This is a genomic window from Pseudomonas sp. DVZ6 (assembly GCF_024259445.1).
Classification (GTDB): Bacteria; Pseudomonadota; Gammaproteobacteria; order Pseudomonadales; family Pseudomonadaceae; genus Aquipseudomonas; species Aquipseudomonas peradeniyensis.
On sequence record NZ_JANCLM010000025.1, the window covers coordinates 14,776 to 32,223 of the forward strand.

General features: G+C 67.5%; 9 protein-coding genes. 2 read left to right on the forward strand and 7 right to left on the reverse strand.

Features of this window, described 5'->3' with window-relative positions:
* Window positions 1-5: 5 nt before the first annotated feature.
* Together treS and glgB are read left to right on the forward strand one after the other, a co-directional pair.
* Entirely contained in the window at window positions 6-3,323 is a 3,318-nt protein-coding gene (treS, locus tag NMG10_RS15660; protein WP_254464662.1) for a maltose alpha-D-glucosyltransferase, read from the forward strand.
* A 157-nt stretch (window positions 3,324-3,480) separates the two neighbouring features.
* Window positions 3,481-5,691 carry a 1,4-alpha-glucan branching protein GlgB gene (gene glgB / locus NMG10_RS15665; protein ID WP_232855907.1) on the forward strand — a complete coding sequence of 737 codons (2,211 nt, stop codon included), beginning with the start codon at window positions 3,481-3,483 and terminating at the stop codon, window positions 5,689-5,691.
* 149 nt (window positions 5,692-5,840) lie between these two features.
* Here glgB and NMG10_RS15670 read toward each other — a convergent pair whose 3' ends face one another.
* The 7 genes from NMG10_RS15670 to treZ form a co-directional block, all read right to left on the reverse strand.
* On the reverse strand, window positions 5,841-6,917 hold the full coding sequence (locus NMG10_RS15670) for an autotransporter outer membrane beta-barrel domain-containing protein (RefSeq protein WP_232855908.1): 1,077 nt from the start codon (window positions 6,915-6,917) through the stop codon (window positions 5,841-5,843).
* 320 nt (window positions 6,918-7,237) lie between these two features.
* Window positions 7,238-8,020, reverse strand: a complete 783-nt coding sequence (locus NMG10_RS15675; protein WP_254464663.1) for an endonuclease/exonuclease/phosphatase family protein — start codon at window positions 8,018-8,020, stop codon at window positions 7,238-7,240.
* Between the two features lie 298 nt (window positions 8,021-8,318).
* Window positions 8,319-10,472, reverse strand: a complete 2,154-nt coding sequence (gene glgX, locus NMG10_RS15680; protein WP_254464664.1) for a glycogen debranching protein GlgX — start codon at window positions 10,470-10,472, stop codon at window positions 8,319-8,321.
* Window positions 10,473-10,601: 129 nt separating this feature from the next.
* Window positions 10,602-10,844 carry a DUF2934 domain-containing protein gene (locus tag NMG10_RS15685; protein ID WP_203647330.1) on the reverse strand — a complete coding sequence of 81 codons (243 nt, stop codon included), beginning with the start codon at window positions 10,842-10,844 and terminating at the stop codon, window positions 10,602-10,604.
* Between the two features lie 20 nt (window positions 10,845-10,864).
* A complete protein-coding gene (locus NMG10_RS15690; protein WP_254464665.1) occupies window positions 10,865-13,639 on the reverse strand; it encodes a malto-oligosyltrehalose synthase in 2,775 nt (924 codons plus the stop codon).
* Window positions 13,636-15,705 (reverse strand): 4-alpha-glucanotransferase, encoded by a 2,070-nt coding sequence (gene malQ / locus NMG10_RS15695; protein WP_254464666.1) that lies wholly within the window; start codon window positions 15,703-15,705, stop codon window positions 13,636-13,638. Before malQ ends, NMG10_RS15690 begins: the two co-directional genes overlap by 4 nt.
* The gene (gene treZ, locus NMG10_RS15700) at window positions 15,702-17,444 is read right to left on the reverse strand and encodes a malto-oligosyltrehalose trehalohydrolase (protein WP_254464667.1); all 1,743 of its coding nucleotides are present in this window, start codon (window positions 17,442-17,444) and stop codon (window positions 15,702-15,704) included. The genes malQ and treZ overlap by 4 nt, the downstream gene beginning before the upstream one ends.
* Between the last annotated feature and the right edge of the window lie 4 nt (window positions 17,445-17,448).

Genomic DNA, 17,448 nt, shown 5'->3' on the forward strand with positions numbered 1-17,448 from the left:
CGCACATGGCCAAGCGTTACCGCCCGGCAGCCTTCATCGACGATCCGCTGTGGTACAAGGACGCGGTGATCTACCAGTTGCACGTGAAATCGTTCTTCGATTCCAACAACGACGGCATCGGCGATTTCGCAGGCCTGATCGGCAAGCTCGACTACATCGCCGAACTTGGCGTCAACACCCTCTGGCTGCTGCCGTTCTACCCCTCGCCCCGGCGCGACGACGGCTACGACATCGCCGAGTACAAGGCCGTGCACCCGGACTACGGCAGCCTCGCCGATGCCAGGCGCTTCATCGCCGAGGTCCACAAGCGCGGCCTGCGGGTGATCACGGAGCTTGTCATCAACCACACCTCCGACCAGCACCCCTGGTTCCAGCGCGCCCGCCACGCCAGGCGCGGCAGCAAGGCCCGGGACTTCTACGTGTGGTCCGACGACGAGCAAAAGTACGACGGCACACGGATCATCTTCCTCGACACCGAGAAGTCCAACTGGACCTGGGACCCGGTCGCCGGCCAGTATTTCTGGCACCGCTTCTACTCGCACCAGCCGGACCTGAACTTCGACAACCCACAGGTGTTGAAAGCGGTGATCGGCGTGATGCGCTATTGGCTCGACATCGGCGTCGACGGCCTGCGCCTGGATGCCATCCCGTACCTGATCGAGCGCGACGGCACCAACAACGAGAACCTCCCCGAAACCCACACCGTGCTCAAGGCCATCCGCGCCGAGATCGACGCCAACTACCCCGACCGCATGCTGCTGGCCGAGGCCAACCAGTGGCCGGAGGACACCCGCCCGTACTTCGGCGAGGGCGACGGCGACGAGTGCCACATGGCCTTCCACTTCCCGCTGATGCCGCGCATGTACATGGCCCTGGCCATGGAGGACCGCTTCCCGATCACCGATATCCTGCGCCAGACCCCGGAGATCCCGACCAATTGCCAATGGGCGATCTTCCTGCGCAACCACGATGAACTGACCCTGGAGATGGTCACCGACCGCGAGCGCGACTACCTGTGGAACTACTACGCCGAGGACCGCCGCGCGCGCATCAACCTCGGCATCCGCCGGCGCCTGGCGCCGTTGCTGCAGCGCGACCGGCGGCGCATCGAACTGCTGACCAGCCTGTTGCTGTCGATGCCCGGCACCCCGACCTTGTACTACGGCGACGAGCTGGGCATGGGCGACAACATCTACCTGGGCGACCGCGACGGCGTGCGCACGCCCATGCAATGGTCGCCGGACCGCAACGGCGGTTTCTCCCGGGCCGATCCGCAACGCCTGGTGCTGCCGCCGATCATGGACCCGTTGTACGGCTACCAGACCATCAACGTCGAGGCCCAGGCCCACGACCCGCATTCATTGCTCAACTGGAACCGCCGCCTGCTGGCGGTGCGCAGCCAGCAGAAAGCCTTTGGCCGGGGCAGCATGAAGATGCTGACGCCGAGCAATCGACGGATTCTCGCCTATATCCGCGAATACACCGATGCCGACGGCAACAGCGAGATTGTGCTGTGCGTGGCCAATGTCTCGCGGGCGGCCCAGGCGGCGGAACTGGAGTTGTCGCAGTACGCCGGCAAGGTGCCGGTGGAAATGCTCGGCGGCAGCGCCTTCCCGCCCATCGGCCAGCTGCCGTTCCTGCTGACCCTGCCGCCCTATGGTTTCTACTGGTTCCTGCTGGCCAGCCACGACCGCATGCCAAGCTGGCATGTCCAGCCTGCCGAGGGTCTGCCCGAGCTGACCACCCTGGTGCTGCGCAAGCGCATGGAGGAGCTGCTCGAGTCGCCATCGCGCGAGACCTTGCAGGCATCCATCCTGCCGCAATACCTGCCCAAGCGCCGCTGGTTTGCCGGCAAGGAAGGGCCCATTGACCAGGTACGCCTGAGCTATGGCGTGCGCTTCGCCACCACGGCGCTGCCGGTGCTGCTCGCCGAGCTGGAGGTGTACAGCGAGGGCGTCGTCACTCACTACCAGTTGCCCTTCGGCCTGCTGCCGGAGGAGCAGATCAACGCGGCGCTGCCTCAGCAACTGGCGCTGTCGCGGGTGCGCCGTGGCCGCCAGGTGGGGCTGATCACCGATGCCTTCGTGCTCGAACCGTTCATTCGCGCCGTGCTCAAGGGCTGCCAGGAGGGCCTGCGCCTGCCCTGTGGCGATGGCCTGGGCGAGCTGCATTTCCATCGCACCGAGGCATTGGCCGCGCTGCAGCTCGATGAGCAGAGCGAGGTGCGCTACCTGGGCGCCGAGCAGTCCAACAGCTCGGTGGTGGTCGGCGGCAGCCTGGTGCTCAAGCTGATCCGCCGGGTGAACCCGGGGGTGCATCCGGAGCTTGAGATGAGCGCCTACCTGACCGCTGCGGGCTTTGCCAATATCTCGCCCCTGCTGGCCTGGATCAGCCGTGTCGATGACAGTGGCCAGCCCCATCTGCTGATGATCGCCCAGGGCTACCTGAGCAACCAGGGCGATGCCTGGGATTGGACGCAGAACACCCTGGAACGGGCGATTCGCGACCAGATGGAACCGGGTAGCGTCGAACAGGAGGCGCATACCGATGCCCTGGCCGAGCTGACCGGCTTCGCCGCCTTGCTCGGCCAACGCCTGGGCGAGATGCATCTGCTGCTGGCCGCGCCGAGCGACGACAAGGCGTTCCAGTCTCGTCCGAGCGATGCCCAGGACAGCGAGCGCTGGAGCCGGCAGATCAGCGCCGACCTGACCCGTGCCCTCGACCTGCTGGCCCAGCACCGCCATACCCTGGACCGCGACAGCCAGGCCCTGGTCGACGACCTGCAGCAACAGCGTGAAGGCCTGCAGCAGCACGTCGACAACCTCGCCCGGCAGGCCCGGGGCGGCCTGCTGATGCGCGTGCACGGCGACCTGCACCTGGGCCAGGTGCTGGTGGTGCAGGGCGACGCCTACCTGATCGATTTCGAGGGCGAGCCGGCGCGCCCGCTGGACGAGCGCCGGGCGAAACACAGCCCGTACAAGGATGTCAGCGGCGTGCTGCGCTCCTTCGACTATGCTGCTGCGATGATCCTGCGCAGCGCCTCGGCGGTCGACCTGTCCGACGCGGCGCGCCAGGCCCGGCAGCGGGTCGCCCGGCAGTACCTGCATCAGTCGCGTCACGCCTTCGTCGAAGCCTACGGGCTGGCTACCGCTGCCATGCCCCACGCCTGGCAGCAGGCCGAGGGCGAACGCGCGGCGCTGGAGCTGTTCTGCCTGGAGAAGGCCGCCTACGAAATCACCTATGAAGCCGAAAACCGGCCAAGTTGGCTGGCCGTGCCTTTGCATGGTCTGCATGGACTGATCAGTACCTGGGGGGAGGGGTGAGCCATTCCAGGTTGAACACGAATCTCTGTGGGAGCGGGCTTGCCCGCGAACACCGGCAAAGCCGGTGCCATGTACCAAGTCGCCTGCTTCGCGGGCAAGCCCGCTCCCACAGAGGCCCGGATGGGCAGCATTGAATAATTTGATAAGGGGCAGTGAGATGAATGCAACCACGCGTGACAACGGCGGCCTTCGGCAACGGGACCTCGACGCCCTGGTCCGCGCCGAGCACGCCGACCCATTTGCCGTGCTGGGTCCCCATGGCGACGGTGCGGGCGGCCTGTTCGTCCGCGCTTTCCTGCCTAATGCCCTGAATGCACGACTGCTGACGCGCCAGGATGGGCAAGTGCTTGCCGAAATGGTGCAGGGCAGCGTGCCGGGGCTGTTCACCGCGCACCTCGATGAGGCACAGGCCTACCTGCTGCAGATCGGCTGGGCCGGCGGCGAGCAGGTGACCGAGGACCCCTACAGCTTTGGCCCGCAACTGGGCGACATGGACATGCATCTGTTCGCCGAAGGCAACCACCGCGACCTGGCCGGGCGCTTCGGCGCCCAGCCGACGCAAGTGGAAGGCATCGCGGGGGTGTGTTTCTCGGTCTGGGCGCCCAACGCCAGGCGGGTGTCGGTGGTCGGCGACTTCAACAACTGGGACGGCCGCCGTCACCCCATGCGCCTGCGCCACGGTGCCGGGGTGTGGGAGCTGTTCGTGCCCAGGCTCGGCGTGGGCGAGACCTACAAGTTCGAAGTATTGGGCGCGGACGGCGTGCTGCCACTCAAGGCCGACCCCCTGGCCCGTGCCACCGAACTGCCGCCGAGCACCGCCTCGAAGGTGGCCGGTGCCCTGGCCCACGACTGGCGCGATGGCCAATGGATGGAGCAGCGCGCCCAACGGCATGCCTACAGCGCGCCGCTGTCGATCTACGAACTGCACGTCGGCTCCTGGCGCTGCGAGCTGGACGATGCCGGCGAAGTCGCGCGCTTCTACAACTGGCGCGAGCTGGCCGAGCGCCTGGTGCCCTACGTGCAGGAGCTGGGCTTCACCCATATCGAACTGATGCCGATCATGGAACACCCCTTCGGCGGCTCCTGGGGCTACCAGCCGCTGTCGCTGTTCGCGCCGACCTCGCGCTATGGCAGCGCCGAGGACTTCGCCTTCTTCGTCGATGCCTGCCACCAGGGCGGCATCGGCGTGCTCCTCGACTGGGTGCCGGCGCATTTCCCCACCGACGAGCATGGCCTGGCGCGCTTCGACGGCACCGCGCTGTACGAGTACGACAACCCGCTGGAAGGCTTCCACCAGGACTGGAACACGCTGATCTACAACCTCGGTCGCAACGAGGTGCGCGGCTTCATGCTGGCCTCGGCGCTGCACTGGCTCAAGCACTTCCACATCGACGGCCTGCGCGTGGACGCGGTGGCCTCGATGCTTTACCGCGATTATTCGCGCAAGGCCGGCGAATGGGTGCCCAACCGCCACGGCGGGCGCGAGAACCTCGAGGCCATCGACTTCATCCGCCACCTCAACGGCGTCGCCGCCCATGAGGCGCCGGGCGCGTTGATCATCGCCGAGGAGTCCACCGCCTGGCCCGGCGTCAGCCAGCCGGTGCAGCAGGGCGGCCTGGGCTTCGCCTACAAGTGGAACATGGGCTGGATGCACGACACCCTGCACTACATCCAGAACGATCCGGTGCACCGAACCTACCACCACAACGAGATGAGTTTCGGGCTGATCTACGCCTATTCCGAGCATTTCATCCTGCCGATCTCCCACGACGAAGTGGTCCACGGCAAGCATTCGCTGATCGACAAGATGCCCGGCGATCGCTGGCAGAAGTTCGCCAACCTGCGGGCGTACCTGGCGTTCATGTGGACCCACCCGGGCAAGAAGCTGCTGTTCATGGGCTGCGAGTTCGGCCAGTGGCGCGAGTGGAACCATGACCAGCAACTGGACTGGTACCTGCTGCAGTACTCCGAGCACCAGGGCGTGCAGAAGCTGGTGGCCGACCTCAACCGCCTGTACCGCGAACTGCCGGCGTTGCACGAGCTGGACTGCCAGCCCCAGGGCTTCCAGTGGCTGATCGGCGACGACGCGCATAACAGCGTGTACGCCTGGTTGCGCTGGAGCAGCCAGGGCGAGCCACTGCTGGTGGTGGCCAACTTCACGCCGGTGCCGCGGGAGGGTTACCGCATTGGCGTGCCGTTTGGCGAGCACTGGCAAGAATTGCTCAATAGCGATGCCGAGCTGTATGCCGGATCGAATGTGGGGAATCTGGGGGCGGTAGCCAGCGAAGCGATCGCCAGCCATGGCCAGCCATTGTCGCTGGCGCTGAACCTGCCGCCGTTGGGGGTGTTGGTGATGAAGCCGGCCTGATGGTTTCCTCTCTCCCTGTAGGAGCGGCCTTGTGCCGCGAAAGGGCTGCAAAGCAGCCCCGGCGATTGATGCATCAACGCTGAAATCCTGGGGCCGCTTTGCGGCCCTTTCGCGGCACAAGGCCGCTCCTACAGGAGTGCGGTGGTCGTCTACCAACGCATCCTGACCCCAAGGCTGCCAATCAACCCGTTCAGGTCATTGTCATCCACATCGGAGCTGTAGTCGGCACTGACGAACAGCGCCACGTTCGGCGTCACCCGCGCCACCAGGCCCAAGCCCAGTTCCACCGTGGCGGCGCTGCGCGAGCTGGAGATCTTGTCGACCTGGTCCAGCTTCACCGGGTCGGCGTTGCTGAAGTCGTACCAGACGTTGGTGCGCACATAGGGTTCGATGGGCATGCCGCGCACTTCGTAGCGCGCCGACAGCTTGGCACCGACCCGGCCGCTCCAGCTGGGCTGGCTGTCGAAGGCCTGCAGGGTTTCCTCCTGCACCTGGCTACCGGGGAAGAACTGCTGGTTGATCAACTGCGCCTGGGGCTCGATCACCCAGCCGGCGCCCAGGCCGATGGGGTAGCCGCCTTCCACCGAGAAGGTCATCGCGTGGCCGCTGTCATCGAGCCGCTGGCCGGCCTGGGAGCGGCCGTTGACGTCGATGCGCGTGCCCATGGCCACGGCGTCCACGTGCCAGCCCTGCTCGTGGGTCATGCTCCAGTACACGCCCAGGCTCTCGCCGCTGAGGTTGACCGCGTCGCGCTGCTTGTCGCCCAGCAGCGGGCGCATGCCGTTGAAGGTGCTCTGCAGGTTGTTGTGGCCGACGAAGATCCCCGCGCGGTGCACGTTGCCGCCGCTGGTTTCACGCACGAACAAGTCCGGTCCGATCATCATCTGCTGGCTGGGCGCCTCCACCTGCGCCGGCGGCTGGGCGCCCGGGCGCGGCGCGCCGGGGAAGAACTGCGCCCACTGGCTGGCGATATGGTCGCTGTCGGGCTGGCCATGACGTTCACCCATGCGCTCGGAGAAGGCGCTGAGCAGGCCCTGGTTGAGGCCGCTGACGCTGACCGGATCGAGCGACAATCGTGGCACCTCGGGCTGCGCCAGGACAGGGGCGAAGGGTTCGCCCTCCTGCGATTCGAAGGCGAAGGTTTCCACCGGGGTTGCCAAGAGCAGCGACGTGGAAACCGCACAGAAAAAAGCGTCGAAGCGCGAGGGATTCGAGGTGCTTTTCATGGCGGATCTCCTGTTGATGTATGAGTGAACAGCCCAAGACCTGGCCTGATGTCACGAGCTGTACGACAAGAACAGGGGGCGACAGGTACCAGCGCACCAGCCTTCTGCAGAGCGCACGAGGGCGCGCGCTAGAGGCCCGGCACGAGTTTTTACGTCTGGTGATTACTGTTCAGCTAAGGAGAGGACGGCGCTTGCGTCAAGAAAGCGTGAAAGGATCGAAAAATGCCTGTTTGACTATTTAACTTGTTGAATTTGCGTAAATTTGAAAGACGCATATCGATAATGGTGATTTACCGCCTCGCGGCTATGCCGAATCGTTGCTACAACCGCACTTCTACCGCCAGCGGCAGATGGTCGGACAGGTGGGTCCAGGGCTTGTTGCCGAGGATTCTCGGTGCGTGGCTATCGGCGTTGCGCAGGTAGATGCGGTCCAGGCGCAGCAGCGGCAGGCGCGCGGGGTAGGTGCGGGCCAGCAGGCCGTGGTGGCGCTCGAAGGCCTCGTGCAGGCCGTGCTGCAGCCCGAGGGTGTGGTTGCCGCGCAGCTGCCAGTCGTTGAAGTCGCCGGCGATGATCACCGGGGCGTTGGCGGGCAGGGCGTCGAGCAGCCGGCGCAGCAGGTGCAGCTGTTGCTGGCGGTGGCGCTCGAGCAACGACAGGTGCACGCAGATGGCATGCACCTGGCGCTGCCCGGGCAGGTCCAGCACGCAGTGCAGCAGGCCGCGGCGCTCGGGGCCGGTGATCGACACGTCGAGGTTGCGGTGCTCGATGATCGGGTACTTGGACAGCAGCGCGTTGCCGTGGTGGCCGTCTGGGTAGACTGCGTTGCGGCCGTAGGCGAAGTCGCTCCACATGCTGTCGGCGAGGAACTCGTACTGCGAGGTCCGTGGCCAGCCGGGGTAGCGCGCGGCATGGCGGTCGTGGCTGCCGAGCACTTCCTGGAGGAACACGATGTCGGCCTCGGTGCTGCGCACCGCCTCGCGCAGCTCCGGCAGGATGAAGCGCCGGTTGAAGGCGGTGAAGCCCTTGTGGGTGTTGACCGTCAGCACCTTGACCCGATGCACGGCCGGGGCCTGGTTGACGTTGGCGAAACCTGGACTGCTCACGACGGCTCCTGCTGGTAAGTCACGTTGTGGGAGCGGGCTTTGTGGGTCCCAGCCCTTTCAAGTGTTGATAATTGGCGTCCGGCTTGGACTTGCCGGGGTCGCTTTGCGACCCTTTCGCGGCACAAGGCCGCTCCTACAGGGTACGCGGTCGCCTGTAGGAGCGGCCTTGCCGAGGCGTCGGACCGGCCGGAAAGGGCTGCAAAGCAGCCCCGGCAATCTTGAACTGGACTGGTCATCCCCAAAAATCGCAAAAACCTTGAAAGTCATGAGTGTAGGACCGAAAACGCCCATTGCAGGTTCACTCCTCCTCCCGCTGCAGCACCAGCAACAGCAACGACCGCCCCTTGACCTCGAACACTGTGTCGAACGCCAGGTGCTGCGGCTTGCGCAGCTCGGGTCGGTCGGTGTCCACCAGGCAGCTCCAGTAGTCGCCCTCCGGCACCGCCGGCAGGGTGAACGGCACCACGTCGTGATAGGCGTTGACAATCAACAGCATGGTTGCCTCGGCGCCCGGCCGGGCGATGCCGCTGACCTGGGCGCGGCCGTCCATCAGCATGCCCAGGCAGCGCCCGTGCGGGTCCTCCCACTGCTCGACGGTCATCTCGCTGGCATCCGGGGCCAGCCAGGTGACGTCCTTGACCCCGATCGCCTCGTTGTAGTCGCCGACCAGAAAGCGCGAGCGGCGCAGGATCGGGTAGGCCAGGCGCAGGCGGGTCAGGCGCCTGACGAAGGCCATCAGCGCCTTGCCATCCTCATCCAGGTCCCAGTTCACCCAGCCGATCTCGCTGTCCTGGCAGTAGGCGTTGTTGTTGCCGTGCTGGGTGCGGCTGAACTCGTCGCCGGCGACGATCATCGGCGTGCCCTGGGCCAGCAGCAAGGTGGCGAAGTAGTTGCGCATCTGGCGCATGCGCAGGGCGTTGATCGCCGGGTCGTCGGTGGGGCCTTCGACGCCGCAGTTCCACGACAGGTTGTTGTTGGTGCCGTCCTGGTTGTTCTCGTCGTTGTCCTCGTTGTGCTTGTCGTTGTACGACACCAGGTCGCGCAGGGTGAAACCGTCATGGGCGGTGACGAAGTTGACCGAGGCATAGGGACGCCGGCCACGGTTGTTGAACAGGTCGCCCGAGGCGGTGATGCGCGAGGCGAAGTCGGCGAGCATGCCTTCGTCGCCCTTCCAGAAGCTGCGCACGGTGTCGCGGAAGCGATCGTTCCACTCGGCCCAGCCGGGGGCGAAGTTGCCCACCTGGTAGCCGCCCGGGCCGCAGTCCCAAGGTTCGGCGATCAGCTTGGTCTGGCTGAGCATCGGGTCCTGGCGGCAGGCGACGAGAAAACCGTGACGCTCGCTGTAGCCGTCGTGATAGCGGCCGAGAATGGTCGCCAGGTCGAAGCGAAAGCCGTCCACGTGCATCTCGCCGGCCCAGTAGCGCAGCGAATCGGTGACCAGTTGCAGCACCCGGGGGTGGCTCAGGTCGAGGGTGTTGCCGGTGCCCGAATCATTGATGTAGAAACGCCGGTCGTCGGGCATCAGGCGGTAGTACGAGGCGTTGTCGATGCCGCGCATCGACAGGGTCGGGCCGCGTTCGTTGCCCTCGGCGGTGTGGTTGTAGACCACGTCGAGGATCACCTCGAGCCCGGCGTCGTGCAGGTGCGCGACCATTTCCTTGAACTCGGCGATCTTGCCGCTGGCCAGGTAGCGCGGATGGGGCGCGAAGAAGGCGATGCTGTTGTAGCCCCAGTAGTTGTTCAGACCCTTGTCCAGCAGGTGCTGGTCGTTGACGAAGGCGTGGATCGGCAGCAGCTCGATGCTCGACACGCCGAGTTCCTTGATATGCGCCAGCAGCTCGTCGTTGGCAAGCCCGGCGAAGGTGCCGCGCAGGTGCTCGGGCACCGCCGGGTGGCGCATGCTGATGCCGCGGGTGTGGGCCTCGTAGATGATCGTGCGCTCCCAGGGGATCGACACGCGCTGGTCGCGGCCCCAGGTGAAGGCCGGGTCGATGACCTTGCACTTGGGCACGAACGGCGCGCTGTCGCGCTCGTCGAACGACAGGTCGGCGTCGGGGTGGCCGATGGTGTAGCCGAACAGCGCCTCGGACCACTTCAGCGTGCCGACCAGCTGCTTGGCATAGGGGTCGATCAGCAGTTTGTTGGGGTTGAAGCGGTGGCCGTTCTCGGGCTCGTACGGGCCGTGCACACGGTAGCCGTAGACCAGGCCCGGGTGGGCGTCGGGCAGGTAGCCGTGGTAGATCTCGTCGGTGTACTCGGGCAGCTCGATGCGCTCGATTTCCTCCTCGCCGCTGGGATCGAACAAGCACAGCTCGACCTTGGTGGCGTTGGCCGAGAACAGCGCGAAGTTGACCCCCAGGCCGTCCCAGGTGGCGCCGAGCGGAAAGGGCAGGCCTTCGCGGATGCGCGACGGGGCGACGGAGCGGGTCTTCTTCGGGGTGCGGGGGCTCATGGCGGTCCTCATGGTCCGGGGCGTTGCCTGGGTGTCAATGCGGGCCTCTTCGCGGGTAAACCCGCTCCCACAGGTGCATGCAACTCCCCTGTGGGAGCGGGTTTACCCGCGAAGAGGCCAGTGGAGTAATCAGCCGGCAGCGGGCTTTTTCACCGCCCGCGGTTTCTTGGCTGCCACCGGTTTCTCCACCGGCGCCGCTACCTTCGGCTTGGCCGCCGCCTTCTTGCGCGGCGCAGCCTTTGGCGCCAATGCCTCGGCCTCGGCCAGCTTGCGTGCCATCTGCCAATGACGGTCCTCCTGGCCCGCCGGCTTACCCTCCGACTCCCAGATCTGATACGCAAACTCGCGAATACGCTTTTCTTCGACACTCATCTCGACGCTCCTGAATGCAGTTAGGCATGTTCAATCAACAGGTTGACTGGAAACTCCATCAGCACGGCGCTCAACATCAGCTCCCTTGAAGGGGTGACAGCACCGCCGCCGAAAAGTCCCGAGCAGTTGGCAGGCGACAAGGCAAACGGCAGGACAAGCCGGGTATCGTCCCAGTTCTGTGCCGGGATCAACGGGGTGGCGGCCGGGCCCAGCAGGGTGCTGGCCAGCCGCGGTACGACGATGATGGCGCGGGCGTCCTCGCCCAGGCGGGCGAAGGCCAGCACCTTGTCGGCATGGCGCCCGCGCACGGCAAGCGGCAGGTAGGCGCCACGCTGGAACAGTTCGGGGTGGGCCTGGCGGGCGTCCAGCACCCGGGCTACCAGGGCTTGCTTCACACGGCCGTCGCGCCAGTGGGCGAGCAGCTCGGCCAGCGGCGTGGCGTCGTCCAGGCTGGCGCGTCTTGCAGGGTAGTCCACCGGGCGGCGGTTGTCCGGGTCGACCAGGGACAAGTCCCAGTACTCGTTGCCCTGGTACAGGTCCGGCACCCCAGGCGTGGTCATGCGCAGCAGGCATTGCGCCAGGCCGTTCAGGGCGCCGGGGCAGGCCAGGCGGCGCGCCGCTTCGTGCAGGGACTGGCGCAGTTGCTGGTTCTCGTCGTCCAGCAGCAGGCCGTCGACATAGGCTGCGCAGGCCTGCTCGTAGCGTTCGTTCGGCGCGGCCCAGCTGCTGCGCAGCTTGGCTTCGCGCAGGGCCTTGCGCTGCCATTGGCGGATGCGTTCGGCATAGGCGCGCAGGGCCGCCGGATCCTGCAGGTCGAGGGTCAGCGGCCAGCTGCCGAGCAGGGTCTGCAACAGCAGCAGTTCGTCGCCAGGGCTGGGCGCCTCGCCATCGTCCAGTGCCTCGCGCAGCGGCGCGGCCAGCTCGCGCCAGTGCTCGACGCGGCTGGCCAGCCAGGGGCCGTGCTCGCTGAGCACGGCCAACCGCGCCCGGCAGTCCTCGCCGCGCTTGTGATCGTGGGTGGCGGTGGCCAGCAGGTTGTCGGGAAAATCGCGCAGGCGGCGCTGGGCTTCGTTGTGGAACCAGGTCGGCGCGGCGCTGAAACGCTCGGCGTCGAAGCCCACGTCGTTGCGCGACAGCAGGCGGGCCGAGCGATAGAACGCGGTGTCCTCGACGGCCTTGGCGGCGCTGGGCGCGGTCAGTTGCTGGAAGCGCACGCAGGCATGGCGCAGGTGCTTGCGCGGTCGGCCCGGCGGCAGGCGGCGCCACGGTTGACCACCGAGCCAGCGCTCGAGCTGCTCGAGCAGCGGCCAGTCGGCTTCGCCCAGCGACTGGCGCGCCCCGGCCAGCGCCTGCTGGAAAAACGCCTCGTCCTCGGCGGGGCGGCCACAGGCGTTGATATAGGTGCGATACACCGGGTAGTGCTCGACCAGCGCCTGCAGCGCCCGGCGAATGGCGCCGAGGGTGAGGTCGCGGGTCATCAGGTCGTCGCGGGCCACCTGCAGCAGGGCCTGGGCCACCGACTCGCAGTCGCCGGCCAGGCTGGCGTTGAGCATCAGGTGGCGGGCGCTGCGCACCTCCTCGGTGAATTCAGGTCGCTCGCTGACGGCGCTCCACAGCTCGCCCAGCGGCCCCTCGCCAGCGGGATCGTGCTGCAGCAGCGACACCTGGTTCATGAACTCGTAGCCGGTGGTGCCGTCGGTGAGCCAGTCACGGTGCAGGTGTTCGTCGGTGCCGAGGATCTTCTCCACATAGATCGGGAAGTGTGCCAGCGCGGCATCCAGTGGCCGTCGCGCCAGCAAGCGGTCGACCCGGCGGCGCAGGTTGCGGCAGTAGCGGCGCGGGTCGGCCAGGCCGTCGATATGGTCGATGCGCAGGCCGTCCACCAGGCCGCGTTCGATCAGCTCGAACAGCTTGGCATGGGTGGCCTCGAACACCACCGCGCGCTCCACGCGCAGGCCGCCGAGTTCGTTGATGTCGAAGAAGCGCCGCCAGTTGATGTCGTCGGCGGCGGTGCGCCAGCTGGCCAGGCGGTAGGTCTGGCGTTCCAGCAGCAGGTGAAGGCGCTTGAAGCCGGCCTCGGTGCGGCTGTCGAAGGCGTCGAGGGCAGGTTGCAGGTTCGCGCCGGCAGCGCTCAGGCGGGTCAGTTCGCGGTGCAGGGGCAGGGCCTCGGCCAGCGGGTCGTCGGTCTCGCCGAGGGCACTGAAGTGCGCGGCCAGTGCCTGCAAGCGTGGGTCCTCGGCCTGACCGAGGATGCGCCCGTAGTCCAGCGGGCAGATCGGGAAGCGATGTTCATGGTGGGTCACCTCGAAACGCCCCTGTGGCGCGTCGAAGGTCAGTGGGATTTCGCCGCTCTTCAGAGCCGCGCCGTAGTCGCTGCCAAGGAACGGCAGCAACAGCTGCCCGGCCAGCAACGGATCACTGGAATGCCACTGGATATCGAAGAATTCCGCATAGGGGCTGCGCCGGCCCCAGGCCAGCAGGCTCTGCCACCAGGGATTGTCGGCGCCGCCCACGGCCATGTGGTTGGACACGGTGTCGAGGATCAGCCCCATGCCGTGCTGGCGCAGGGCGGCCACCAGACGTTTGAGCGCCGCCTCGCCGCCAAGCTCCGGGTTGACCCGGGTCGGGTCGACCACGTCGTAGCCATGCCGGGAGCCGGCGCGGGCGGTGAGGATCGGCGAAGCGTACAGATGGCTGACGCCTAGCCGGGCGAAGTAGGGCACCAGCGGCACCGCGTCATCCAGGGTGAAGTCGCTGTGCAGCTGCAGGCGCAGGGTAGCGGTCAACGGTTTCATCGATCACGCTCCCAGGCCTGTTCGCGGGCCTGGGCCAGCAGCTCCAGGCGGCGGGCGGCGTCCTCGTCGTCGAGCAGGTCGCGTACCGGCGCCTGGAAGCGCCGGCGCCAGTTGGGGTGGCCTTCGGTGGTGCCGGGCAGGTTGGCCTGCTCGTCGCAGCCCAGCAGGTCCTCCAGCGGCACCAGCACCAGCGGCGCGCGGGTATGGCCAATGTAGCGGATCGCCGCGTCGATCAGCGCGTCGTCGCCGCGCAGTGGCCCGTAGTTCTGCTCCAGGGTGCGGCGCAGGCCATCGCGTTCCAGGGCCCGGGTATGGCGCCAGTGCAGTTCGGTGGCGGCGTCGATCAGTTGCAGGCGGTGGCTCCAGTCGATGTCGCGGCCTGCCAGCCAGCCGGCCAGGGGCGCCAGGTCATGGGTGCCGGTGGTGGCCAGGGCGTTGTCCGGCCAGTCGAGGATCGGCTTGAACTGCCCGGGCGCGGCCTGCTCGAACGGCAGCACGCGCATGCCCAGCACGGCCTTGTCGGCCAGGCGTTCGCGCAGGCCCTCGGGCACGGTGCCCAGGTCCTCGCCGAGGATGATCGCCTGGTGCCGCGCCGACTCCAGCGCCAGCAGGCGCAGCAGGTCGTCCAGCGGATAGTCCAGGTAGGCGCCTTCGCTGGGTGTGGCTCCACGGGGGATCAGCCACAGCCGGCGCAGGCCCATCACATGGTCGATGCGCAGGCCGCCGGCATGGGCCAGGTTGGCCCGCAGCATCTCGATGAAGGCGCGGTAGCCTTTGCGCCTGAGGCCCTCGGGGGAGAAGGCGCAGATGCCCCAGTCCTGGCCGGAGCGGTTGAGGATGTCCGGCGGCGCGCCGACCTTGAGCTCGGCCAGCAGTTCGTCCTGGCGGCTCCAGGCCTGGCTGCCGGCGCCGTCGGCCCCCACCGCCAGGTCGGCGATCAGACCCACCGCCATGCCGTTGCCGCGCGCCGCGTCCTGGGCCCGTTGCAGGCTGCGTTCGGTCAACCACTGGCAGAAGGCGTGGAACTCGACCCGCGCCGGGTAGGCGTTGGCGAAGGCCTCGACCTCAGGGTGATAGGGATCGTGCCAGGCCTTGGGCCAGCGGCGCCAGTCGGCGCCAAGGCCCGTGCTGACCGCTTCGGCCTGCAGCACTTCGAAGCGGCAATGGTGCTCCAGCTGCTCGCCGGCGCTGGCGCGGAAACTGTCGAAGTCCTGGCGAAGCGGGTGCTCGCCCTGGCTGAACTGCCGGTAGAGCGCCTCGAGCAGGCGCAGGCGGGCATCGGCGGCCCGTGGCCAGTCCACCAGCGCCTGCTGCTCCAGCGTGTCGAGGGTCGCCTGCAGGTCGCAGGCCTCGATGGCCATGCGCACCTCGCGCTCGCCAAAGACGACACCGGGGCTGGCATAGAGCACGTTGCGCAGCAGCCGGCTGGACGGCGAGTAGGGGCTGAAGTGGCGCTGGTCGAACGCCGACAGGGCGTGGATCGGGCTGATCGCCAGGGCATCGGCGCCGCGCTCGGCGGCGTTGCGCGCCAGTTGCTCCAGGGCCAGGCAGTCGCCGTAGCCGCCGTCGCCGGGGCGGCGCAGGCTGTACAGCTGCGCCGCGATGCCCCAGCAGCGCGGCGGTTGCTGCTCGACGCGGTCCGCCAGGGCATGGCAGCGCGGCGGCGCCACGGCCACGCTGAAGCTGCGGCCATCGATGTCCACGCGGTGGTAGCCCAATGGCAGCTCGCCCGGCAGGCGCGCCTGGGCGTCCAGGGCCAGGTTGCGCTGGCTGCCGTCCTCCAGGGTGCAATGTGCCTGGCGACCGGCGCTGAAATAGCGCTGCAGGTCCAGGGGCTGGCCGACATCGACGGTCAGCAGCGGCGGCAGGTGTTCGCTGTCCTCGGCCTGCTCGACGGCGCGCAGGCTGGCGGCGATGGCGGCGGCATCGTCGGCCGGGTAGCCGAGGCCTGCTAGCACCCGGCGCAATGCCTCGTCGCTGACCTGCTGCGGGCGGTTGTTGGCGTCGATCCAGTCGCGGGCCAGGCCGACCCGCGCGGCCAGGCGGTGGAGGGGCTGTTCGCTCATGGCGTCTCCTGGTCGGGGGGTAGCAGGCTGACCACGCAGCTGTGCGCGGCAAGGGTCGAATCGGGGTGGGCGTTGTCGCTGCTGTCATACAGGCGCCGTTGCAGGGCGGGCAGCGCGACCGGCTGGGGCTGGGCGGCGAGGTTGAGGTCGATGCGCAGCTCGCAGCCGTTGCCCAGGCGCCAGCGGGCGGTCAGCGCCTGGTCGCCGAGCACCTCGGCGCCGAGGGCGCGGGTGCCGGGCAGGTGCGCGATGATATGGCGCCGGCGCAGGTCGAGCAGTTGCTGGTACAGGCCGTGCCAGCCGGCCAGCACATCCTGGTGCCGGGGCCGGGACGAGGTGAAGGTCGCCTCGGCATTCGGGTCGGGGATCTGTTCGCGTTTGTGCGGGTCGGCAAAGGCGTCGAAATGGGCGAACTCGCCGCGCCGCCCCTCACGCACCGCGTCGGCCAGCTCATCGTGAAAGTCGGTGAAGAACAGGAACGGCTCGCGGCTGCCGTCGTCGTCACCCATGAACAGCAGCGGGATCATCGGCGCCAGTAGCAACAGCGCGGTGGCAGCGCGCAGGGCCGGCGGCGGGCAGAGGCGGGTGAGGCGTTCGCCCAGGGCGCGGTTGCCGACCTGGTCGTGGTTCTGCAAAAACAGCACGAAGGCGCTCGGTGGCAAGTGGCCGCTGGGCTCGCCCCGAGGTGTGCCGTGGCGGTCGGGCTGGCCCTGGAACACGAAGCCTTCGGCCAGGCAGCGGGCCAGCTGGTCGATCGGCCGCTCCTTGTAGTCGGCGTAGTAGCCTTCGGTCTCGCCGGTCAGCAGCACATGCAGGGCGTTGTGGCCGTCGTCGTTCCACTGCGCGTCGAAGCCCTGTTGCAGCAGCGCGGCCTGGTTGTGCTCGTTTTCCAGCACCAGCCATACGTGGCGGCCCGGCTCCACAGCCGCGCGTACCCTTTGTGCCAACTCGATCAGGAAGTCGGGCTGGTCGATGGCGTGCACGGCATCCAGGCGCAGCCCATCAAAGCGGTAGTCGCACAACCACATCAGGGCGTTCTGGATGAAGTACTCGCGCACCTGCGGGCGACGGAAGTCGATGGCTGCACCCCAGGGAGTCTGCCGATCCTCGCGAAAGAATGGGCTGGCGTACTGCTGCAGGTAATTGCCGTCGGGGCCAAAATGGTTGTACACCACATCGACCAGCACCATCAGCCCATGGCCATGTGCCTGGTCGACCAGCTCACACAATTGCTCGGGACTGCCATAGGTGTTTTGCGGCGCATAGGGCAGCACGCCGTCGTAACCCCAGTTCCGCTCGCCAGGGAACTGTCCCAGCGGCATCAGTTCGACGGCGCTGATGCCCAGTTCGGCCAGACGCGGCAGGTGCCGGGCCACCCCGACATAGCCGTCGAGCAAGCCGACATGTAGCTCCTGGATGACCGCCTCGTGCCAGGGGAGGCCTTGCCAGGGGTGTCGCCAGGCGTAGCTGGCCACATCCACCACCTGGCTTGGCCCCTGTACGCCATCGGGCTGGTAGCGCGAGGCCGGGTCGGCCACCTTCAGTGCACCGTCGATACGGTAGTGGTAACGGTCACCGGCCCGGCACGGGGCCACGCCGGTGTACCAGCCGTCACCGTCGGGCAACAGCTCGATCGCCGGCTGATGCTCCAGTTCCACGCTCACGCTGCGCGCATCCGGCGCCCAGAGGGCGAAGCGCGCCGACGTGGCGTCCATCAACTGTGCGCCATGCTTGTGCATCGCC